Origin of the sequence: Mycolicibacterium vulneris (assembly GCF_002104765.1) — a bacterium.
GTDB classification, from domain to species: domain Bacteria; phylum Actinomycetota; class Actinomycetes; order Mycobacteriales; family Mycobacteriaceae; genus Mycobacterium; species Mycobacterium vulneris.
Genome location: NZ_NCXM01000001.1, coordinates 195,349 through 215,219, shown reverse-complemented (window position 1 = coordinate 215,219; position 19,871 = coordinate 195,349). Strand labels below are relative to the sequence as shown.

Here is a 19,871-nt window from a genome sequence, read left to right as displayed (position 1 = left end):
AGCGCCAGCTTAGGCCCGGCGACGATGCGCGCCGCTATGGCGGCGGGCCGAGGAGCTGGGCAAAGCAGCGTGGGTCGGGGTCAAAGCCTCAGGCCGATTTGGCGATCCACTCCGTGGTGAAGCGCTGTTCCGCGGCGATCAGTTCGGCCAGCCGGGCGCCGATGATGTTCTCCAACTTGCCGCCGATGATCGGGACGCGCACCTGGACGGTGGCGCGGAAAGTCAGCCGGCTGCCGCCGGTCGCTTCGATGGGCTCGAGGGCGGCCGCGCCGGTCAGGTTCACCGGCGCATCCACGATCGAACCCGCGACCGACCCCGACGCGGCGCCGCCGGTGACCGGCCCCCACGTCTCCTCGCGCCGGATACACAGGTCACCGCTGTGCAGCTGGGTGACCATCCCGGGGAGCTTGTCACTGCGGATCACCTGCAGCGTGACGACCTCGACGGTGTCGTCGTCTCCCGAGTCGCCGCCGACCCGCATCGACTCCAGCGTGGCGACGTCGACGCCGGACCCGGCCAGCCTGGCCCGCCAGTAATTTGCATCGGTGAAGGCGCGGTGCACCTCGTCAACACTGCCGTCGTAATCGGCCGACAAGTCGAATGAACGCGGCATAGCAGGTCAGGCTACCGTTACGGGCCATGAATTCCAGCGGAGCCGGTTCGGATTTCGCCGGTGCGCGGGTAGCCGACGCGGCGCCACTGGCGCCACTGACCACGCTGCGGGTCGGACCGACCGCCCGCCGCCTGATCACCTGCACGACCAGCGAACAGGTGATCGCCACCCTGCGCCAGCTGGACGCCGAACCGCCCGACGGGCAACGCGACTCTGTGCTGATCTTCGCCGGCGGCTCCAACCTGGTGATTTCCGACGCCCTGACCGGCCTGACCGCGGTGCGGCTGGCCAATGCCGGGATCGCCGTCGACGGCAACCTGATCCGCGCCCAGGCGGGCGCGATATGGGACGACGTCGTGGTGACCGCCATCGAGCACGGTCTCGGCGGACTGGAATGCCTGTCCGGCATCCCCGGTTCGGCCGGGGCCACCCCGGTGCAGAACGTCGGGGCCTACGGCGCCGAAGTCTCCGACACCATCACCCGGGTGCGGGTGCTCGAGCGCGGCAGCGGCGAGGTGCGCTGGGTGCCGGGCAGCGAGCTGGGCTTCGGCTACCGCACCAGCCTGTTCAAGCGCGGCGGCGTCGGTGGGCTCGAAATCCCTTCTGTCGTCTTGGAAGTGGAGTTTGCGCTGGACGCTTCCGGGCGCAGCGCGCCGTTGCGCTACGGCGAGCTGGCGGCCGCGCTGAACGTGGCCGCCGGCGAGCGCGCCGACCCGCGAGCCGTCCGCGACGCCGTGCTGGCCCTGCGGGCGCGCAAGGGCATGGTGCTCGACCCGGCCGACCACGACACCTGGAGCGTGGGCTCGTTCTTCACCAACCCGGTGGTCCCCCCGGACGTCTACGAGCGGCTGGCCGCATCCGTGGACGAGCCGGTCCCGAACTACCCGGCGCCGGACGGGGTCAAGCTGGCCGCAGGCTGGCTGGTGGAGCGGGCCGGCTTCGGCAAGGGTTATCCGGACGACGCGACCGCCCGGTGCCGGTTGTCGACCAAGCACGCACTGGCTTTGACCAACCGCGGCGGCGCCGGCTCCGAAGACGTGATTGCGCTGGCCCGCACAATCCGCGACGGGGTGCGGGCTGTGTTTGGCATCACACTGGTCCCCGAACCCGTCTTGCTCGGCTGCAGGCTGTAGCCGCAAAATTCGCCGACGCGCCCGCGGCGCCGGTTTGTGGTGGCCGGACTGCCCGATTTTCCCCGGTATCTTTGATTTTCGTGACCCCGTCCAGCGCCCCGCGGCCGTTAAACCGGCGTGCGGCTTTGGCGACCCTCGGACTGGGTGTGCTTGCCCCCAACGTGCTGGCCGCCTGCGGCGGCACGACAGCGAAGCAGGCCGAGAAGAAAGAGCAACCCGCACCGCAGCTCAAGTACCAGCCGGCCAATGCGACCGAGAACGTGGTGCCGATCGCCCCGGTCAGCGTCGAGGTGAACAACGGCTGGTTCCAGCACGTCGCGCTGTCGAACTCGTCGGGCAAGCCCGTCGCGGGCGCCTTCAACTCCGACCGCACCGTCTACACGACCTCCGAGCCGCTGGGCTACGACCAGACCTACACGTGGAGCGGCTCGGCCGTTGGGCACGACGGCAAGGCGGTCCCAGTGGCGGGCAAGTTCACCACGGTGTCGCCGACCAAGAAGATCAGCGGGGCGTTCCAGCTCGCCGACGGCCAGACCGTCGGGGTCGCGGCGCCGATCATCATCCAGTTCGACGCGCCGATCAGCGACAAGGCCGCCGTCGAAAAGGCGCTCACCGTCACCACGAATCCGCCCGTCGAGGGCAGCTGGGCCTGGCTGCCCGACGAGGCGGCCGGCGCCCGCGCCCACTGGCGCACCCGCGAGTACTACCCGGCGGGTACCACGGTCAACGTCGAGGCCAAGCTCTACGGCCTGCCGTTCGGCGACAGCTCTTACGGCGCCGAGGACATCTCGCTGAACATCCAGATCGGCCGCCGGCAGGTGGTCAAGGCCGAGGTCTCGTCGCACCGCATCCAGGTGATCCGGGACGAGGGCGTCATCATGGACTTCCCGTGCAGCTACGGCGAGGCCGATAAGGCGCGCAACGTCACCCGCAACGGCATCCACGTGGTCAGCGAGAAGTACGCCGACTTCTACATGTCCAACCCGGCCGCCGGCTACAGCCACGTCCACGAACGCTGGGCGGTGCGGATCTCCAACAACGGTGAGTTCATCCACGCCAACCCGGCGAGCTCCGGTGCCCAGGGCAACACCAACGTCACCAACGGTTGCATCAACCTGTCGACAGGCGACGCCGAGCAGTACTTCCAGTCGGCGATGTACGGCGACCCGGTCGAGGTGACCGGCAGTACGATCCAGCTGTCCTACTCCGACGGCGACATCTGGGACTGGGCGGTGGACTGGGACACCTGGGTGGCCATGTCCGCGCTGCCGCCGCCGACCGCGCGCCCGCCCTCAACGCAGATCCCGGTCACCGCGCCGGTCACGCCGTCCAACGCGCCGACTTTGTCGGGCACTCCGACCACATCGACGACACCGGCCGGCACCGGCCCGGTTACCCCTGGCGGTTAAACCGCGAGGCCGTGGCCTGGTCGCGCGGCTTCATCACGATCAAGTCCAGATCGACGTGCGAGGGCCGCGAGGCGACAAACCCGATCACCTCGGCCACGTCGTCGGCCACCAGCGGCGTGATGCCGGTGTAAACGGCGTCCGCGCGTTGTTGGTCGCCATCGAAGCGGACCAACGAGAATTCCGTTTCGACCGCGCCCGGGGCGATCTCGGTCAGCCGGACCGGCTTGCCCAGTAGCTCGCCGCGCAGCGTGCGGTGCATCGCTCCCTGGGCGTGTTTGGCCGCCGTGTATCCTGCGCCGCCGTCGTAAACCTCAAGTGCCGCAACGGAAGTGACGGTGACGATCAGCCCGTCGCCGGAGTCGATCAGCTTCGGCAGCAACGCGCGGGTGACCCGCAGCGTGCCGATCACGTTGGTCTCCCACATCCACTGCCAGTGCTCGAGCTCGGCCTCGGCTACCGGCGCCAGGCCCCGGGCCCCGCCGGCGTTGTTGACCAGTACATCGACGCGCTGCAATTTGCTCGCCAATGCTTCGACCGACGCACTATCTGTGATATCGGCCACAATGGCGGTACCCCCGATTTCACTGGCCAGGGCCTCAATCCGGTCCGCCCGGCGCGCCACCGCGACGACGTGAAAGCCCTGTGCAGCCAGGTTGCGGGCGGTTGCTGCGCCGATGCCCGAGCTGGCCCCGGTGATTACTGCGACTCGTTTATTCCTGCCAGTTTTAACCATCGAAACAACCTTAATGAACGTGCTAGATTTTGCGTGTGCTCCTTAGCGCCCTGTCCAACACCACCTCCACCGCGTGTCTGTGCGCGGCGGGTGCGTGTTGTTGCTGCGCACTTTGCCGCTCCTGACCCCAGCCAGGTGTGGCCAAGACGGCCAGCAAAAATCGGACAAAAGGACGCTCGTGCGCACCAATACCCTCACCCATACCCATCATTCGCCCAGCCGTGCCGTCGGGCACCTGCCTGGTCAAAAGGGCCACCGCTCGGTGCGCCGGCAGATCGTGCCGCCGGCGCTGAACATCCCCGACTCGGCGGCGGCCTCGGTCTTCCGGGCCGTGCGGCTGCGCGGCCCCGTCGGCCGTGATGTCATCGCCGGCGTCACCTCGCTGAGCATCGCCACGGTCAACCGCCAGGTCATCGCGCTGCTGGAAGCCGGCCTGCTGCGCGAGCGCGCCGACCTGGCCGTCTCCGGCGCGATCGGCCGCCCGCGCGTGCCGGTGGAGGTCAACCACGAGCCCTTCGTGGCGCTGGGCATCCACATCGGCGCGCGAACCACCAGCATCGTGGCCACCGACCTGTTCGGCCGCACCCTCGACACGGTCGAGACCCCGACACCGCGCAGTCCGGCCGGCCCAGCCCTGGCGACGCTGGCCGACAGCGCCCGCCGCTACCTGCGGCGTTGGCATCGTCGGCGGCCGCTGTGGGTGGGTGTCGCCATCGGTGGCACCGTCGACGGCGCCACCGGCCAGGTGGACCACCCGCGGCTGGGCTGGCGGCAAGCGCCGGTCGGACCGGTGCTGGCCGACGCGCTGGGCCTGCCGGTGTCGGTGGCCTCGCACGTCGACGCCATGGCCGGCGCGGAGCTGCTGCTGGGCATGCGGCGCTTCCTGCCCAGCTCGCCGACCAGCTTGTACGTCTACGCCCGCGAGACCGTGGGCTACGCGCTGGTGATCGGCGGGCGGGTGCATGTCCCGGCCAGTGGTCCGGGCACCATCGCGACCCTGCCGGCCCACTCCGAGCTGCTCGGGGGCACCGGTCAGCTGGAGTCGACCGTGAGTGACGAGGCCGTCGTGGCCGTCGCCCGCCAGCAACGCATCCTGCCGTTCGCACCGGCGAACCGCGCCAATGGCTCCGCCACCGGCATCTCCGAGCTGCTGCGGGTGGCGCGGGCCGGCAACCAGCAGGCCAAAGACCTGCTCGCCGAGCGGGGCCGCGTGCTCGGCGAGGCGGTCGCGTTGCTGCGCGACATGCTCAACCCCGACGAGCTGGTGGTCGGCGGCCAGGCTTTCACCGAGTACCCCGAGGCGATGGAGCAGGTGGAGGCGGCCTTCGCCGAACGCTCCGTGCTGGGGCCCCGCGACATCCGCCTCACCGCGTTCGGCAACCGCGTGCAGGAGGCCGGCGCGGGGACCGTCTCGCTGTCCGGGCTGTATGCCGACCCGCTGGGTGCGATGCGGCGCGCCGGGGCGCTGGATGCCCGGCTGCACGACATGGCTCGCGACGAGTCGTCCGCCTGACGCGACTGTAGTGTCCAGCGCGCTTGGGCTGGCCGGCGAACCATCCTGTAAAGATGACAGGGTGCGCCACGATGACGTTTTCCGGCTGAATGAACCGCGCCGGGTCGCCGTGTTGGCGGTCCACACCTCACCACTGGCCCAGCCCGGCACCGGCGACGCGGGCGGCATGAACGTCTACGTGCTGCAAACCGCGCTGCACCTGGCGCGGCGCGGCATCGAGGTGGAGATCTTCACGCGCGCGACCGCCTCGGCCGACCCGCCGGTCGAGCGGGTGGCGCCCGGGGTGCTGGTCCGCAACGTCGTGGCGGGCCCGTTCGAGGGCCTGGACAAATACGACCTACCCACCCAGCTGTGCGCATTCGCGGCCAGCGTGTTGCGTGCCGAGGCGTCGCACGAGCCGGGCTACTACGACATCGTGCACTCGCACTATTGGCTGTCCGGACAGGTCGGCTGGCTGGCGCGGGACCGCTGGGCGGTGCCGTTGGTGCACACCGCGCACACGCTCGCCGCGGTCAAGAACGCCGCGCTGGCCGAAGGGGATTCGCCCGAGCCGCCGCTGCGCACGGTCGGCGAGCAGCAGGTCGTCGACGAGGCGGACCGGCTGATCGTCAACACCGACGACGAAGCCAGGCAACTGATCTCGATTCACCATGCCGACCCGGCGAGGATCGACGTCGTCCACCCCGGAGTGGATCTCGACGTGTTCCGCCCCGGCGACCGCAGCGCCGCGCGGGCCGCACTGGGGCTGCCGCCCGACGAAGACATCGTGGCGTTCGTCGGGCGGATCCAGCCGCTGAAGGCGCCCGACATCGTGCTGCGCGCCGCCGCGCAACTGCCCGGCGTGCGCATCGTGGTGGCCGGCGGGCCGTCGGGCAGCGGACTGGCCTCCCCGGACGGATTGGTGCGGCTGGCCGACGAACTCGGTATCGCCGAGCGCGTGACGTTCCTGCCCCCGCAGTCGCGCCCGAACCTGGCCACGCTGTTCCAGGCCGCCAATCTGGTTGCGGTGCCCAGCTATTCGGAGTCGTTCGGTCTGGTCGCCCTCGAGGCGCAGGCGTGCGGGACGCCGGTGGCCGCGGCCGCGGTCGGCGGGCTGCCGGTGGCCGTGCGGGATGGGGTGACCGGCACGCTGGTGGCCGGCCACGATGTCGGGCAGTGGGCGGACGCGCTGGGCGGGCTGCTGCGGTTGCCCGCGACGCAAGCCGAGGAGATGGGCCGCGCGGCCGCCGCGCATGCCGCCACGTTCTCCTGGGACCACACCACCGACGCGCTGCTGGCGAGCTATCGGCGCGCGATCCGCGAATACACTGCCGAGCGCCGGGGCGTGGGCGCATGACCCGCGCCGGCGACGATTCAGAGCGAAGCGATGAGGAGGAGCGGCGCTCATGAGCCCAGCGGTGGAGCGCTTGATCGAGGATGCCCTGCAGGCCAGCGGGCTGAACTACTCGAAACACGCTGGCGCGCATGGTGGTCTGTCCGGGCTGGTGGTCGAACTGCCCGGCGAACGCAAGCTCAAGACCAACACCATCCTGAGCGTCGGCGAGCATTCGGTGCGGGTCGAGGCCTTCGTCTGCCGCAAGCCCGACGAGAACCATGAAGGGGTCTACCGCTTCCTGCTCAAACGCAACCGCCGCCTCTACGGCGTGGCCTACACCCTGGACAACGTCGGGGACATCTATCTGGTGGGCCGCATGTCGCTCGCCTCGGTGGACGCCGACGAACTCGACCGGGTGCTCGGGCAGGTGCTCGAAGCGGTGGATTCGGACTTCAATACGTTGCTGGAGTTGGGTTTTCGTTCGTCGATCCAGAAAGAGTGGGAGTGGCGGGTGTCTCGCGGTGAGTCGTTGAAAAATTTGGAGGCCTTCGCCCACCTGATCGACGACGATGACGCTGACGACCGCTGAATGAGTGCGTGAGAGACTAACCGGCATGGGTGACACCGCCACGCTGGTACTGCTTCGCCACGGCGAAAGCGAATGGAACTCGCTGAACCTCTTCACCGGTTGGGTCGATGTCGGCCTCACCGAAAAGGGCCGGACCGAGGCCGTGCGCAGCGGTGAGTTGCTGACCGAGAACAACCTGCTGCCCGACATCCTCTACACCTCGCTGCTGCGCCGGGCCATCTCCACCGCGCACCTGGCGCTGGACGCCGCTGACCGGCTGTGGATTCCGGTGCGGCGCACCTGGCGGCTCAACGAGCGGCATTACGGGGCGCTGCAGGGCCTGGACAAGGCCGAGACGAAGGCCCGCTACGGCGAGGACCAGTTCATGGCCTGGCGGCGCAGCTACGACACGCCGCCCCCGCCCATCGAGAAGGGCAGCGCCTACAGCCAGGACACCGATCCCCGGTACGCCGACATCGGCGGCGGCCCGCTGACCGAGTGCCTGGCAGACGTGGTCGTGCGCTTCCTGCCGTATTTCACCGACGTCATCGTCCCGGACCTGCGCAGCGGCAAGACGGTGCTGATCGTGGCGCACGGCAACTCGCTGCGGGCCCTGGTCAAGCACCTCGACCAGGTGTCCGACGACGAGATCGCCGGATTGAACATCCCGACCGGCATCCCGCTGCGCTACGACCTGGACGCTGACCTGCGGCCTGTGGTGCCCGGGGGCACCTATCTGGACCCGGAGGCGGCCGCCGCCGGCGCCGCCGCGGTTGCCAGCCAGGGCCGCGGCTGACGCCGCGCACCCGGCCCGTTTGGCGAGATAAAGGCCATTTGGCCAAACATCGCGTGAACGGGAGCGGAACACCTGTGGCGCAAGGTGTGACTTGTCCGATTTTGGCCTCGTTCCGCTAGGGCAGCGTTCAGGAAGATTTGTAGGATTTGCTATGTGACTGTGTTCTCGGCGCTGTTGCTGGCCGGGGTTTTGTCCGCGCTGGCGCTGGCCGCAGGTGTACTGGTCGGAATCCGGCTGTCACCGCGGGCGGTGCAGCGCCGCCAGCGGGTCGAGTGGACCGGGATCACCGTCGCGCAGATGCTGCAACGCATCGTGGCGCTGATGCCGCTGGGCGTGGCGGTGGTGGACGCTCATCGCGACGTCGTCTACCTCAATGACCGGGCCAAGGAGTTGGGCCTGGTGCGCGACCGTCAGCTCGACGACCAGGCCTGGCAGGCGGCGCAGCAGGCCCTGACGGGCGTCGACGTCGAATTCGACCTGCAGCCGACGAAACGGTCGGGCGGCCGGTCCGGGCTCTCGGTGCACGGGCAGGCCCGGTTGCTCAGCGAAGAAGACCGCCGGTTCGCCGTGGTCTTCGCCCACGATCAGTCCGACTACGCGCGGATGGAAGCGACCCGGCGCGACTTCGTGGCCAACGTCAGCCACGAACTCAAGACCCCGGTCGGCGCCATGACGCTGCTCGCCGAGGCCCTGCTGGCCTCATCCGATGACTCCGAAACCGTGCGGCGGTTCGCCGAGAAGGTGCTCGTCGAAGCCAACCGGCTGGGCGACATGGTCGCCGAGCTGATCGAGCTGTCCCGGCTCCAGGGCGCCGAACGGCTGCCCACCGTCATCGAGGTCGAGGTCGATCAGGTTGTGGGCGAAGCGATTTCGCGCCACAAGGTGGCGGCCGACAACGCCGATATCGAGGTCCGCACTGATGCGCCCAGCGGGCTGCGGGTACTGGGCGACGAGACGCTACTGGTCACCGCCCTGGCCAACCTGGTGTCCAACGCCATCGCTTATTCGCCGCCGGGTTCGCCGGTGTCGATCAGCCGCCGCCGCCGCGGCGAGAACATCGAGATCGCGGTGACCGACCGCGGCATCGGAATCGCCCTGGAAGACCAGGCGCGGGTTTTCGAGCGGTTCTTCCGGGGGGACAAGGCGCGCTCGCGCGCCACCGGCGGCAGTGGGCTGGGCCTGGCCATCGTCAAGCACGTCGCGGCCAACCACAACGGCAGCATCGGCGTGTGGAGCAAACCCGGAACCGGATCGACATTCACCCTTTCCATTCCGGCTGCCATGGCGTCTGATCAAGACCATGGCGAATCCGAGCAGGCACCGGGTCGCGACGTGCGGCCCAACCGCTCACAACGAGAGGAAGAACTGAGTCGATGACCCGCGCGTATGACGATGCAGAGCGCAGCCATGAGGAGGAATCGCGCCGATGACCAGTGTGCTGATCGTGGAGGACGAGGAGTCGCTGGCCGACCCGCTGGCCTTCCTGCTCCGCAAGGAGGGGTTCGAGGCCACCGTGGTGACCGACGGTTCGGCCGCCCTGGCCGAGTTTGATCGGGGCGGCGCCGACATCGTGCTGCTCGACCTGATGCTGCCCGGAATGTCAGGCACCGACGTCTGCAAGCAGCTGCGTGCGCGTTCCAGCGTGCCGGTGATCATGGTCACCGCCCGGGACAGCGAGATCGACAAGGTCGTGGGCCTCGAGCTCGGTGCCGACGACTATGTGACCAAGCCGTATTCGGCGCGCGAGTTGATCGCGCGGATCCGGGCGGTGTTGCGCCGCGGCGGTGACGACGATTCCGAGATCAGCGATGGCGTGCTCGAATCCGGACCCGTGCGGATGGACGTGGAACGCCACGTCGTCTCGGTCAATGGCGACACGATCACCCTGCCGCTCAAGGAATTTGACCTTCTCGAGTATCTCATGCGCAACAGCGGCCGGGTGCTGACCCGCGGACAGTTGATCGACCGGGTGTGGGGTGCCGACTACGTGGGTGACACCAAGACACTCGACGTGCACGTCAAACGGCTGCGGTCCAAAATCGAATCCGACCCGGCCAACCCGGTGCACCTGGTGACGGTGCGGGGGCTGGGCTACAAGCTCGAAGGCTAGCCCGACGGCTCCGCCGGCGACGTGATGTCAAAGGCGGTCCGGTCATCGTCGTTGGCGCTCAACGCGATACGCCGACGCATGTCCGCCGTCATCGGCGGAAGGTCGGCAAGGTCGCGAACCACGCGGCCGCGGTGCTCTCGTCGTCGGCCGCATAGGGCTCCCCGAAACAGCCAGTCCATCCGGAACGCGTGGTCCAGCCCGGATCGAGAAGCTCAGCTCGGGGTTCTTTCGTTGATCTCGGGCGCTTCGGTCCCACGCAGGCCCACCTCGGCGTGGCCGAGCACCGACCAACGCCGGTGATCGATCTCGATGTGGATGTCGGCCTGTTCGGTGTTGGTGCACACCGCGGTGCCGCCGTCGGGATCGGTGTAGCCCAGGCTCACGCATCGGTCCGGCGGCTGGTCGACCCGGATGAGCACCCGGCGACCGCCGATGCGTCCGGCCAGCTGCCAGTGTCGCGGGTCGAGCCGCGTCCGCATCCGCACCGATGGCAAAGTGCTTGCCGGCCAATCCTTTCCGTCAAGCCGGAAGCGCACGAAAGCCAGCGGTGTGAGCCGGCGCAGTCCCGGCTTGTGCGACACGGCGGTGACCACCTCGAGGACGTCACCGCCGCCGAGGTCGGCGTGGACCCATCCCCAGCGTCGGGCGTTGCCGTGTCCGTAGATATGGGCGACGCCGCCGCGCCATCCTGCGATGGGCGTGACGGCGTCTTGGTCGGTCAATGAGCCGGTGAAGCCGGCGGTGGGGGCGAGGGCGACCTGCGCGCCGGGCAGCAGCTCGCGCTCCCACGCCAGGCGGGGGAATGTCCACAGCGGGCGGGCGGTGTCCGTCCACGACAACTCCCAGGCCAGCGATCCGGCCCGCCCGGCCAGCTGCCCATCGGCCACTCGAACCCCCGCGGCGTTGAACCAGTGCGCGCCGGCCGCGGGCCGGACGGGTTCGGGGCCGAACCGTTCCGTGCGGGGTGACCCGTCGGACGGAAACCGGGTGACCCAGCCGTGTGCATAGGGTGCGCCCTGCACGGGAGCCACCGTCTCGCAATGGATCCACAGCCCGGCGCGTGTGCTCGGGTCGGACAGGGTGGCGTACCAGACTTCGAGGCGCCCTGCCGTGCCGCGCCACCGTGGGGCGGCGGCCGAGCGTTTTTCGTCGTCCATCGCTTGCTCCCGTCGGCCCGCGGCTTACCGGGGTATCAGCCTGACGTGTGCGGCTACTCGGCGGCGCGAGTCGCCGGGTGCACCGCGATAAGCCCTAACTTGCTGCGGCGCTTGCACATTGCGGCCAACTCCGAATACGCCTTCGCGCCCAGCAGCTCGGTGAGTTCGTCGGCCAGGCTTTCCCACACCTGCTTGGCGCCGACATGAGCGGCCGGATCGCCGGTGCAGTACCAGTGCAGGTCCGCTCCGCCGGAACCCCAACCGCGGCGGTCGTATTCGGTGACCCAGGTCTTGAGGATCTCGGTGCCGTCGGGCCGCGTCACCCACTCCTGGCTGCGACGGATCGGCAACTGCCAGCAGACATCCGGCTTCATGGTCAGCGGCGGCACACCCAGCTTGAGGGCCTTGCTGTGCAGCGCGCAGCCGACGCCGCCCGCGAAGCCCGGCCGGTTCAGGAAGATGCACGCGTCCTTGTGCTTGCGGGTGCGGTACTGCGGTTCGCCGTCGTGCTCGTCGAGTTCCAGATAACCCTTGCGGCCCAACCCTTTTTCGCGAAATTGCCAGTCGGCGTCCGTCAGCTTTTTCACCGCGTCGTCCAGGCGGGCGCGGTCGTCGTCGTCGGACAGGAACGCACCGTGCGAGCAGCACCCGTCGTCCGGGCGGCCCTCCACGGTGCCCCGGCAAGCCGGGGTGCCGAACACACACGTCCACCGGGAGAGCAGCCAGGTCAGGTCCGCCGCGATCAGGTGCTCGGGGTTGTCGGGGTCGTAGAACTCCACCCATTCGCGGGCGAAGTCCAGCTCGACCTCTTGTCCCGGTTCCGGGTGCGAATTCGCCACGCAGTCCACGTTAGACCACTGTTCGGGCCAGTTGAGCCGCTGACACTCGGGGTCCGTATGGCAGCGCTCACGGCGGGTTAACCGGGTCGCGCAACGCACCGCCCCCGGGGCTTCGTTAGTTTGTTTACGTGCGATTGGGCGTTCTCGACGTGGGCAGCAACACGGTGCATCTGCTGGTGGTGGATGCCCACCGCGGCGGTCATCCGACGCCGATGAGTTCGACGAAGGCCACCCTGCGGCTGGCCGAGGCCACCGACAGTGCCGGCAAGATCACCAAACGCGGTGCCGAGAAGCTGATCTCCACGATCGACGAATTCGCCAAGATCGCCGACAGTTCGGGATGCGCGGAGCTGATGGCCTTCGCCACATCCGCCGTCCGCGACGCCGGCAACTCCGAGGACGTGCTGAGCCGGGTCCGCAAGGAGACCGGCGTCGAACTGCGGGTGCTGACCGGCGTCGACGAGTCGCGGCTGACCTTCCTGGCGGTGCGCCGGTGGTACGGGTGGAGCGCGGGCCGCATCATCAACCTGGACATCGGCGGCGGCTCGCTGGAGATGTCCAGCGGCGTGGACGAGGAGCCCGAGGTCGCGTTGTCACTGCCGCTGGGCGCCGGACGGCTCACCCGCGAGTGGCTGCCCGACGATCCGCCCGGCCGGCGCCGGGTGGCGATGCTGCGGGACTGGCTGGACGCCGAGCTCTCCGAAGCCAGCGTGAACATCCTGGAGGCGGGTAATCCCGACCTGACCGTGGCGACGTCGAAGACATTCCGCTCGCTGGCCCGGCTCACCGGTGCGGCGCCGTCGGGCGCTGGACCGCGGGTCAAGAGGACGCTTACAGCAAACGGCCTCAGACAACTCATATCTTTCATCTCTAGGATGACGACCGCTGACCGGGCAGAACTGGAAGGAGTGAGCGCCGAGCGGGCACCGCAGATCGTTGCGGGTGCTCTGGTGGCGGAGGCAAGTATGCGAGCGCTGTCGATCGAATCGGTGGATATTTGCCCGTGGGCATTACGGGAAGGTCTCATCTTGCGCAAACTCGACAGCGAAGCCGACGGATCGGCCCTCATGGAGCCTTCGGTGCGCAATGCTGGAGGTCAGGTAGTTGATCGGAATCAGAACCGATCGAGAGGCGACAAACCATGACCGGACCGCACTCCGAGACCGAGAGCCCCGGCACCCGGCCCATCTCGGTTGCCGAATTGCTGGCGAGAAACGGAACCATCGGCGCCCCGGCGGTCACCCGGCGGCGTCGCCGCAGGCGCGGCGACAGCGACTCGGTGACCGTCGCCGAACTGACCGGCGACCTCCCGGTGATCCGCGATGACGACGACGAACCCGCGCGCAACGCCAACGAAGCCACCGACACGATGGACGCGGTCGATGCGGCCCCGCCCGCCGAGCCTGCCGCCCGGCAGGCCGCCGCCGAGCCGGTGACCAAGGCCGAGCCCAAAGCGCCCTACTGGTCCGAGCCCGAGCCGCGCTGGCCCAAGTCACCGCCGCTGCCCAAGCGCGCGCCGGGGCCCGAGCGCAGCGAATACCCGCGGCCGTTGCCCGAAGCCGGCCCCCCCGGCTCGTCCGCCAATGGCACCGGCCAGGCCGGCTCGGGAGCCGAGGACATGAGCTTCGACCCGCTGGACCATTACGCCGACGTCCCGGTGGACGTCATGGACTCCGAAGTGCGCGAGGCCGAGCCGGCGCTGGAGGACTCCGCCTACGTGCGTTCCTTCCTGCGATCCGGGGAGGACGAGGACGACGAGGACGGCTCGGGGCCGCTGCCGGCCGGAGTGCTCCGCGACGACGAGCACCTCGATCTCGAGGACCGGCACGCGGACGCCGCCGCGGATGCTCACCTGGAGCACGGCAGGTTCGACGCGGTGTGGCACGGCGGCGTGGTCGTGTTGCAGTCGATGCTGGCCGTCGCGTTCGGCGGCGGGCTGTTCGTGGCCTTCGACCAGCTGTGGCGCTGGAACAGCCTGGTGGCGCTGGTGCTATCGGTGCTGGTCATCCTGGGCCTGGTGGCCGGGGTGCGGGTGGTCCGCAAGACCGAGGACATCGCCAGCACGTTGATCGCGGTCGCGGTGGGTGCGCTGATCACCCTGGGACCCTTGGCGCTGTCGTTGCAATCGGGCTAAGCGGCACCGTAAACAGTGCGCCCCGCCATCAAAGTCGGCCTTTCCACGGCTTCGGTGTACCCGTTGCGGGCCGAGGCGGCCTTCGAGTACGCGGCCCGGCTCGGCTACGACGGCGTCGAGCTGATGGTGTGGGCCGAGTCGGTCAGCCAGGACGTCGCCGCCGTCGAGAAGCTGTCGCGGCACTACAGCGTCCCGGTGTTGTCCGTGCACGCGCCCTGCCTGCTGATCTCGCAGCGGGTGTGGGGTGCCAACCCGGTCCCCAAGCTGGATCGCAGCGTGCGCGCCGCCGAACAGCTGGGCGCGCAGACCGTGGTGGTGCACCCGCCGTTTCGCTGGCAGCGGCGCTACGCCGAGGGTTTCTCCGAACAGGTGGCGAAGCTGGAAGCGTCCAGCGACGTGATGGTCGCGGTGGAGAACATGTTCCCGTTCCGGGCCGACCGGTTCTTCGGAGCGGGCCAGTCGCTGGAACGGATGCGCAAGCGCGGTGGCGGGCCCGGCCCGGCGATCTCCGCGTTCGCGCCCTCCTACGACCCGCTCGACGGCAACCATGCGCACTACACGCTGGACCTGTCCCACACCGCGACCGCGGGCACCGACTCACTCGACATGGCGCAGCGGATGGGGGCGGGGCTGGTGCACCTGCACCTGTGCGACGGCAACGGCCTGCCCGCCGACGAGCACCTGGTGCCTGGTCGCGGCACGCAACCCACCGCCGAGGTGTGCCAGATGCTGGCCGGCAGCCACTTCGCCGGGCACGTCATCCTGGAGGTGTCGACGTCCAGCGCGCGTTCCGCCAACGAGCGCGAGGACATGCTCGCCGAATCGCTGCAGTTTGCCCGCACGCATCTGCTGCGCTGAACAAGCCGGGGGAAATCCAGACACATGAGTGCGTTATTCACCACCGCAATGACGTTGCGGGAGGTCGGTTCAGGCATCTTTGAGGGCGAGCTCGACAAGCGCTGGACCATCGGTCCCAAGGTGCACGGCGGTGCGATGCTGGCGCTGTGCGCCAACGCCGCCCGCACCGCCTGCGGCGGCCAGTCCGGCGGCCTCGAGCCGGCCCAGCAGCCGGTCGCCGTGTCGGCGAGCTTCCTGTGGGCGCCCGACCCCGGTCAGGTGCAGTTGGTGACCTCGATTCGCAAGCGGGGCCGCCGGATCAGCGTCGTCGACGTCGAGCTCAACCAGGGCGACCGCACCGCGGTGCACGCGGTGGTGAACCTCGGCGAGCCCGAGCACTGGCATCGGGACGGCTCGGAAGGGGTAGCAAACCCGCTGCTGTCGGCCAACCCGGTGCTGGACCTGATGGCGCCCGAGCCGCCCGACGACATCGAGCCGATCGGGCCGGGTCATCCGCTGGCCGGCCTCGTGCACCTGGGGGAGGGCTGCGACGTGCGGCCGGTGCTGTCGACGATGGCTCCGCGCAGCGACGGGCGCCCGCCGGTGATCCAGATGTGGGCGCGCCCCCGAGGGGTGGCCCCGGACGCGCTGTTCGCGCTCATGTGCGGCGATCTGTCGGCGCCGGTGACCTTCGCCGTGGACCGTACCGGCTGGGCTCCCACGATCCAGCTCACGGCGTTTCTGCGGGGCCTGCCGGCCGACGGCTGGCTGCGCATCATCGCGACCTGCACCGAGATCGGGCAGGACTGGTTCGACGAGGACCACACCGTCGTCGACAGCCTGGGCCGCCTGGTGGTCCAGGCCCGCCAACTGGCATTGGTCCCTGCCGCTCGCTAGGACGCGGTGTCTGCGATGCTGTCCGGCATGGCAAGAATCGCGATCATCGGTGGCGGCAGCATCGGGGAGGCACTGCTGTCGGGTCTGTTGCGGGCGGGCCGGCAGGTCAAGGACCTGGTGGTGGTCGAGCGGGTTCCCGAGCGCGCCAAGTATCTGGCCGATACGTATTCGGTGCTGATCAGCTCGGTGTCCGATGCGGTGGAGAACGCGTCGTTCGTAGTGGTCGCGGTCAAGCCGGCCGACGTCGAGTCGGTGATGGCGGAGATCACCCGCGCGGCGGCCGCCGCCGAGAGCGACACCGCCGAGCAGGTCTTTGTCACGGTCGCGGCCGGGATCACCATCACCTACTTCGAGTCGAAGCTTCCGGCCGGGACGCCGGTGGTGCGGGCCATGCCGAACGCGGCGGCCCTGGTCGGTGCCGGGGTCACGGCGCTGGCCAAGGGCAGGTTCGTCACCGCGCCGCAGCTCGAAGGCGTCTCGGCGCTGTTCGACTCGGTCGGCGGCGTGCTGAGCGTCCCGGAGGGCCAGATGGACGCCGTAACCGCGCTGTCGGGCTCCGGACCCGCGTATTTCTTCCTGCTGGTCGAGGCCTTGGTCGACGCCGGCGTCGCCGCGGGTCTCAGCCGTGAGGTGGCCGCCGACCTGACCGCGCAGACCATGGCGGGCTCGGCCGCGATGCTGCTCGAGCGCATGGACGCCGATCGGCAGCTGGGCGAGGCCGAGACCCCGGGACTGCGGGTGGACGCCACGGCGACGCAGCTGAGGGCGACGGTGACCTCGCCCGGCGGTACCACCGCGGCGGGCCTGCGTGAGCTGGAACGGGGGGGCCTGCGAGCGGCGGTCGACGCGGCCGTTCAGGCCGCCAAAATGCGCTCTGAGCAGCTAAGAATTACATCAGAGTAATCCAAGTTTTTTGAATTGATTGTCCCCCACCAGTACCAGTAACCCCATTAGTCCCGCTATTCTCCTTGTGTAAGCACGTGTGGGTGCCAGCGGAGGGGAAGCCGCTGGCATGCGCGTGCCTGACATGATTGGGTTGCGATGACGTCTAGTAACGGGCCATCAGCGCGAGATGCTGCAGGTAAGCCACGGGACGCCAGTTCCGTTGACAGCCAGCAGGGCAGGACGCAGTTTCTCACCGTCGCCGAGGTGGCCGCATTGATGCGGGTCTCCAAGATGACGGTGTACCGGCTGGTGCATAACGGCGAGCTGCCTGCGGTCCGGGTGGGCCGGTCCTTCCGGGTGCACGCCAAGGCTGTCCACGACATGCTGGAGACGTCCTACTTCGACGCCGGCTGACCTGAAACGGTGCCGCTCGCCGGCGGCACCCCAGGCTCCGCGGTTGCGCGGCGATCGGCCGACGCCGGTTTGGTGTTCGGTGCGTTCCGCCGGGTAAAGTGTCCGGGTCCAATCTTTGAAGCAGGTCACGGTCAGATAGCGGAGTTCATGGGTTCAGTAATTAAGAAGCGGCGCAAGCGTATGTCGAAGAAGAAGCACCGCAAGCTGCTGCGTCGTACCCGGGTGCAGCGCAGAAAACTCGGTAAGTAACCCCGCCCGCGGCATGGTGCCGCCATCTCGCCTGGCCGATAGGCTGTCCGGGTGGATCCGTCGAATGGGGACAACGCAGGGCCGGGTGACACCGCAGGCAACACGGTGCACTACCCCAAGGTCGTGCTGGTCACTGGTGCCTGCCGGTTTCTGGGTGGCTACCTGACGGCTCGGCTCGCGCAGAACCCGATGATCAATGGGGTCATCGCGGTCGATGCGATAGCACCGAGCAAGGACATGCTGCGCCGGATGGGACGCGCCGAGTTCGTCCGGGCCGACATCCGTAATCCCTTCATAGCCAAGGTGATTCGCAACGGCGACGTCGACACGGTGGTGCATGCTGCGGCGGCGTCGTACGCGCCGCGATCCGGTGGCACCGCGGCGTTGAAAGAGATCAACGTGATGGGCGCGATGCAGCTTTTCGCGGCCTGCCAGAAGGCTCCCTCGGTGCGCCGGGTGGTGCTCAAATCGACGTCCGAGGTCTACGGCTCGAGCGCACACGATCCGGTGATGTTCACCGAGGACAGCACCAGCCGCCGACCGTTCCGCAACGGTTTCGCCAAGGACAGCCTCGACATCGAGGCCTACGCGCGCGGTTTGGGACGGCGCCGGCCGGACATCGCGGTGACGATCCTGCGGCTGGGCAACATGATCGGCCCGGCGATGGACACCACGCTGTCGCGTTATCTGGCAGGACCTTTGGTGCCCACCATGTTCGGCCGCGACGCACGACTGCAACTGCTGCACGAGCAGGATGCGCTGGGTGCGCTGGAGCGCGCGGCGATGGCGGGCAAGGCGGGAACGTTCAACATCGCCGCCGAGGGCATCATCATGCTGTCGCAGGCGATCCGGCGGGCCGGCCGGATTCCTTTGCCGGTACCGGGTTTCGGCGTATGGGCCCTCGATTCGTTACGGCGCGCAAACCGTTACAACGAGATCAGTCGTGATCAGTTTGATTACTTGAGTTATGGCCGTGTCATGGATACCAGTCGGATGCGATCAGAACTTGGCTATCAGCCGAAATGGTCGACGGCGGAGGCCTTTGACGACTACGTTCGCGGCCGCAGCCTGACTCCCATAATCGACCCACATCGGGTACGCTCCTGGGAAGGTCGCGCCATATCTCTAGCTCAGCGCTGGGGTAGCCGAAATCCAATTCCGTGGGGTGGTGTCAGGTAGGTATCGTGGCGGGTGAAACCAGAGCGAATGTCATTCCACTGCACAGTAATCGGGGTCGGGTAGCGGCTCGTCGGAGAGCCGATCAAAGAGCAGAGTCATCTCGCCAGCATCCTTCGTTACTGTCCGATCCGAACGGCCGTGCGTCGGCCGAGCAGATAGCCGCGGTGGTCCGCGAAATCGACGAGCACCGCCGCGCCGCGGGGTCATCGTCCGCCGACGCACCGCTGAACGACCTCGCACAGCGCGTCGCCTCGGTCGCCGGATTCCTCCGTCAGCGACTCACCGGCGACTACAGCGTCGACGAGTTCGGATTCGACCCGCACTTCAACAGCGCGATCGTTCGGCCGTTGCTGCGGCCGTTCTTCCGGTCCTGGTTCCGGGTCGAGGTGAGCGGGATCGAGAACCTGCCGGATGACGGCGCCGCGCTGGTGGTCGCCAACCACGCCGGCGTGCTGCCGTTCGACGGGTTGATGCTGTCGGTGGCCGTCCACGACGAGCACCCCGCGCACCGGGACATGCGGCTGCTGGCCGCCGACATGGTGTTCGATCTGCCCGTCGTGGGTGAGGCGGCCCGCAAGGCCGGCCACACCATGGCCTGCACGACGGACGCGCACCGGTTGCTCGCCGCCGGCGAGCTCACTGCCGTGTTCCCGGAGGGCTACAAGGGGCTGGGCAAGCGGTTCGAGGACCGCTACCGGCTGCAGCGGTTCGGCCGTGGCGGATTCGTCACCGCGGCGCTGCGGACCAAGGCGCCGATCATTCCCTGCTCGATCATCGGGTCCGAGGAGATATACCCGATGCTGACCGACGTGAAGCTGCTGGCGCGGCTGTTCGGACTGCCGTACTTCCCGATCACGCCGCTGTTCCCGCTGGCCGGGCCCGTGGGTCTGGTGCCGCTGCCGTCGAAATGGCACATCGCGTTCGGTGAGCCGATCTACACCGACGACTACGCGGCCTCCGACGCCGACGACCCGATGGTCACCTTCGAGCTGACCGACCAGGTGCGCGAGACCATCCAGCAGACGCTGTACCGGCTGCTCGCCGGCCGCCGCAACATCTTCTTCGGCTGATCCGGCCGAGCCGCGCAAAA

Annotated in this window: 21 protein-coding genes; 17 read left to right on the top strand and 4 right to left on the bottom strand. The window is 68.7% G+C overall.

The annotated features are described in order from the left end of the window. Positions 1-88 precede the first annotated feature (88 nt). Positions 89-613: a DUF2505 domain-containing protein gene (locus B8W69_RS00990; protein ID WP_085288097.1), complete on the bottom strand. Its 525-nt coding sequence runs from the start codon at positions 611-613 to the stop codon at positions 89-91. A 26-nt stretch (positions 614-639) separates the two neighbouring features. Between B8W69_RS00990 and B8W69_RS00985 the strand changes: the two genes are divergently transcribed. Together B8W69_RS00985 and B8W69_RS00980 are read left to right on the top strand one after the other, a co-directional pair. After that, positions 640-1,746 (top strand): UDP-N-acetylmuramate dehydrogenase, encoded by a 1,107-nt coding sequence (locus B8W69_RS00985; RefSeq protein WP_085288096.1) that lies wholly within the window; start codon positions 640-642, stop codon positions 1,744-1,746. 71 nt (positions 1,747-1,817) lie between these two features. Beyond that, positions 1,818-3,155, top strand: a complete 1,338-nt coding sequence (locus B8W69_RS00980; RefSeq protein ID WP_085288095.1) for a L,D-transpeptidase — start codon at positions 1,818-1,820, stop codon at positions 3,153-3,155. Here B8W69_RS00980 and B8W69_RS00975 read toward each other — a convergent pair. Continuing rightward, entirely contained in the window at positions 3,139-3,888 is a 750-nt protein-coding gene (locus tag B8W69_RS00975) for an SDR family NAD(P)-dependent oxidoreductase (RefSeq protein WP_085288094.1), read from the bottom strand. The two genes, B8W69_RS00980 and B8W69_RS00975, sit on opposite strands and share 17 nt — an antisense overlap. A 235-nt stretch (positions 3,889-4,123) precedes the next feature. Between B8W69_RS00975 and B8W69_RS00965 the strand changes: the two genes are divergently transcribed. The 6 genes from B8W69_RS00965 to regX all read left to right on the top strand — a co-directional run bounded on the left by B8W69_RS00965 (position 4,124) and on the right by regX (position 10,190). Continuing rightward, positions 4,124-5,401 (top strand): ROK family protein, encoded by a 1,278-nt coding sequence (locus B8W69_RS00965; RefSeq protein ID WP_220084538.1) that lies wholly within the window; start codon positions 4,124-4,126, stop codon positions 5,399-5,401. A 61-nt stretch (positions 5,402-5,462) separates the two neighbouring features. Beyond that, positions 5,463-6,737 (top strand): D-inositol-3-phosphate glycosyltransferase, encoded by a 1,275-nt coding sequence (gene mshA, locus B8W69_RS00960; RefSeq protein WP_085288092.1) that lies wholly within the window; start codon positions 5,463-5,465, stop codon positions 6,735-6,737. A 49-nt stretch (positions 6,738-6,786) separates the two neighbouring features. Beyond that, positions 6,787-7,305 (top strand): type III secretion system chaperone family protein, encoded by a 519-nt coding sequence (locus B8W69_RS00955; RefSeq protein ID WP_085288091.1) that lies wholly within the window; start codon positions 6,787-6,789, stop codon positions 7,303-7,305. 25 nt (positions 7,306-7,330) lie between these two features. Then, positions 7,331-8,080 (top strand): phosphoglyceromutase, encoded by a 750-nt coding sequence (locus tag B8W69_RS00950; RefSeq protein ID WP_085288090.1) that lies wholly within the window; start codon positions 7,331-7,333, stop codon positions 8,078-8,080. A gap of 153 nt (positions 8,081-8,233) precedes the next feature. After that, positions 8,234-9,457 carry a sensor histidine kinase gene (locus tag B8W69_RS00945; RefSeq protein WP_110881792.1) on the top strand — a complete coding sequence of 408 codons (1,224 nt, stop codon included), beginning with the start codon at positions 8,234-8,236 and terminating at the stop codon, positions 9,455-9,457. Between the two features lie 49 nt (positions 9,458-9,506). Continuing rightward, a complete protein-coding gene (gene regX / locus B8W69_RS00940) occupies positions 9,507-10,190 on the top strand; it encodes a two-component sensory transduction protein RegX (protein WP_064952683.1) in 684 nt (227 codons plus the stop codon). Positions 10,191-10,402: 212 nt separating this feature from the next. Here the strand turns inward: regX and B8W69_RS00930 are convergent, their stop codons facing one another. Both B8W69_RS00930 and B8W69_RS00925 read right to left on the bottom strand, forming a co-directional pair. Beyond that, positions 10,403-11,347: a tocopherol cyclase family protein gene (locus tag B8W69_RS00930; RefSeq protein WP_085288088.1), complete on the bottom strand. Its 945-nt coding sequence runs from the start codon at positions 11,345-11,347 to the stop codon at positions 10,403-10,405. A 53-nt stretch (positions 11,348-11,400) separates the two neighbouring features. Continuing rightward, complete coding sequence (locus tag B8W69_RS00925; protein WP_085288087.1) at positions 11,401-12,195, bottom strand: DUF3109 family protein; 795 nt, start codon at positions 12,193-12,195, stop codon at positions 11,401-11,403. Positions 12,196-12,314: 119 nt separating this feature from the next. On the opposite strand from B8W69_RS00925, the gene B8W69_RS00920 reads away from it, so the two are divergent. The 9 genes from B8W69_RS00920 to B8W69_RS00880 all read left to right on the top strand — a co-directional run bounded on the left by B8W69_RS00920 (position 12,315) and on the right by B8W69_RS00880 (position 19,851). Continuing rightward, positions 12,315-13,331: a Ppx/GppA family phosphatase gene (locus B8W69_RS00920; RefSeq protein ID WP_085288086.1), complete on the top strand. Its 1,017-nt coding sequence runs from the start codon at positions 12,315-12,317 to the stop codon at positions 13,329-13,331. Then, positions 13,328-14,320 (top strand): Rv0497 family membrane protein, encoded by a 993-nt coding sequence (locus B8W69_RS00915; RefSeq protein ID WP_085288085.1) that lies wholly within the window; start codon positions 13,328-13,330, stop codon positions 14,318-14,320. Before B8W69_RS00920 ends, B8W69_RS00915 begins: the two co-directional genes overlap by 4 nt. A gap of 15 nt (positions 14,321-14,335) precedes the next feature. Next, positions 14,336-15,178, top strand: a complete 843-nt coding sequence (locus B8W69_RS00910) for a sugar phosphate isomerase/epimerase family protein (protein WP_085288084.1) — start codon at positions 14,336-14,338, stop codon at positions 15,176-15,178. Positions 15,179-15,202: 24 nt separating this feature from the next. After that, positions 15,203-16,054, top strand: coding sequence for a thioesterase family protein (locus B8W69_RS00905; protein WP_085288083.1), 852 nt, complete (start codon positions 15,203-15,205; stop codon positions 16,052-16,054). Between the two features lie 27 nt (positions 16,055-16,081). After that, positions 16,082-16,957: a pyrroline-5-carboxylate reductase gene (gene proC / locus B8W69_RS00900; protein WP_181447305.1), complete on the top strand. Its 876-nt coding sequence runs from the start codon at positions 16,082-16,084 to the stop codon at positions 16,955-16,957. A 138-nt stretch (positions 16,958-17,095) separates the two neighbouring features. Continuing rightward, a complete protein-coding gene (locus tag B8W69_RS00895; RefSeq protein ID WP_040629292.1) occupies positions 17,096-17,353 on the top strand; it encodes a cell division/environmental response transcriptional regulator in 258 nt (85 codons plus the stop codon). A gap of 147 nt (positions 17,354-17,500) precedes the next feature. Further along, positions 17,501-17,602, top strand: coding sequence for a 30S ribosomal protein bS22 (locus B8W69_RS00890; RefSeq protein WP_003402602.1), 102 nt, complete (start codon positions 17,501-17,503; stop codon positions 17,600-17,602). A 51-nt stretch (positions 17,603-17,653) separates the two neighbouring features. Further along, positions 17,654-18,781, top strand: a complete 1,128-nt coding sequence (locus B8W69_RS00885; RefSeq protein WP_085288081.1) for an SDR family oxidoreductase — start codon at positions 17,654-17,656, stop codon at positions 18,779-18,781. Beyond that, positions 18,763-19,851 (top strand): lysophospholipid acyltransferase family protein, encoded by a 1,089-nt coding sequence (locus tag B8W69_RS00880; RefSeq protein ID WP_181447304.1) that lies wholly within the window; start codon positions 18,763-18,765, stop codon positions 19,849-19,851. Before B8W69_RS00885 ends, B8W69_RS00880 begins: the two co-directional genes overlap by 19 nt. Positions 19,852-19,871 lie beyond the last annotated feature (20 nt).

Bases quoted from the DNA above. Each gene is read 5' to 3' on its own strand.
- B8W69_RS00975 (WP_085288094.1), bottom strand. From the start codon at position 3,888: ATGGTTAAAACTGGCAGGAATAAACGAGTCGCAGTAATCACCGGGGCC.
- regX (WP_064952683.1), top strand. From the start codon at position 9,507: ATGACCAGTGTGCTGATCGTGGAGGACGAGGAGTCGCTGGCCGACCCG.
- B8W69_RS00915 (WP_085288085.1), top strand. From the start codon at position 13,328: ATGACCGGACCGCACTCCGAGACCGAGAGCCCCGGCACCCGGCCCATC.
- B8W69_RS00985 (WP_085288096.1), top strand. From the start codon at position 640: ATGAATTCCAGCGGAGCCGGTTCGGATTTCGCCGGTGCGCGGGTAGCC.
- proC (WP_181447305.1), top strand. From the start codon at position 16,082: ATGGCAAGAATCGCGATCATCGGTGGCGGCAGCATCGGGGAGGCACTG.
- B8W69_RS00955 (WP_085288091.1), top strand. From the start codon at position 6,787: ATGAGCCCAGCGGTGGAGCGCTTGATCGAGGATGCCCTGCAGGCCAGC.
- B8W69_RS00905 (WP_085288083.1), top strand. From the start codon at position 15,203: ATGAGTGCGTTATTCACCACCGCAATGACGTTGCGGGAGGTCGGTTCA.
- B8W69_RS00890 (WP_003402602.1), top strand. From the start codon at position 17,501: ATGGGTTCAGTAATTAAGAAGCGGCGCAAGCGTATGTCGAAGAAGAAG.
- B8W69_RS00895 (WP_040629292.1), top strand. From the start codon at position 17,096: ATGACGTCTAGTAACGGGCCATCAGCGCGAGATGCTGCAGGTAAGCCA.
- B8W69_RS00930 (WP_085288088.1), bottom strand. From the start codon at position 11,347: ATGGACGACGAAAAACGCTCGGCCGCCGCCCCACGGTGGCGCGGCACG.
- B8W69_RS00950 (WP_085288090.1), top strand. From the start codon at position 7,331: ATGGGTGACACCGCCACGCTGGTACTGCTTCGCCACGGCGAAAGCGAA.
- B8W69_RS00990 (WP_085288097.1), bottom strand. From the start codon at position 613: ATGCCGCGTTCATTCGACTTGTCGGCCGATTACGACGGCAGTGTTGAC.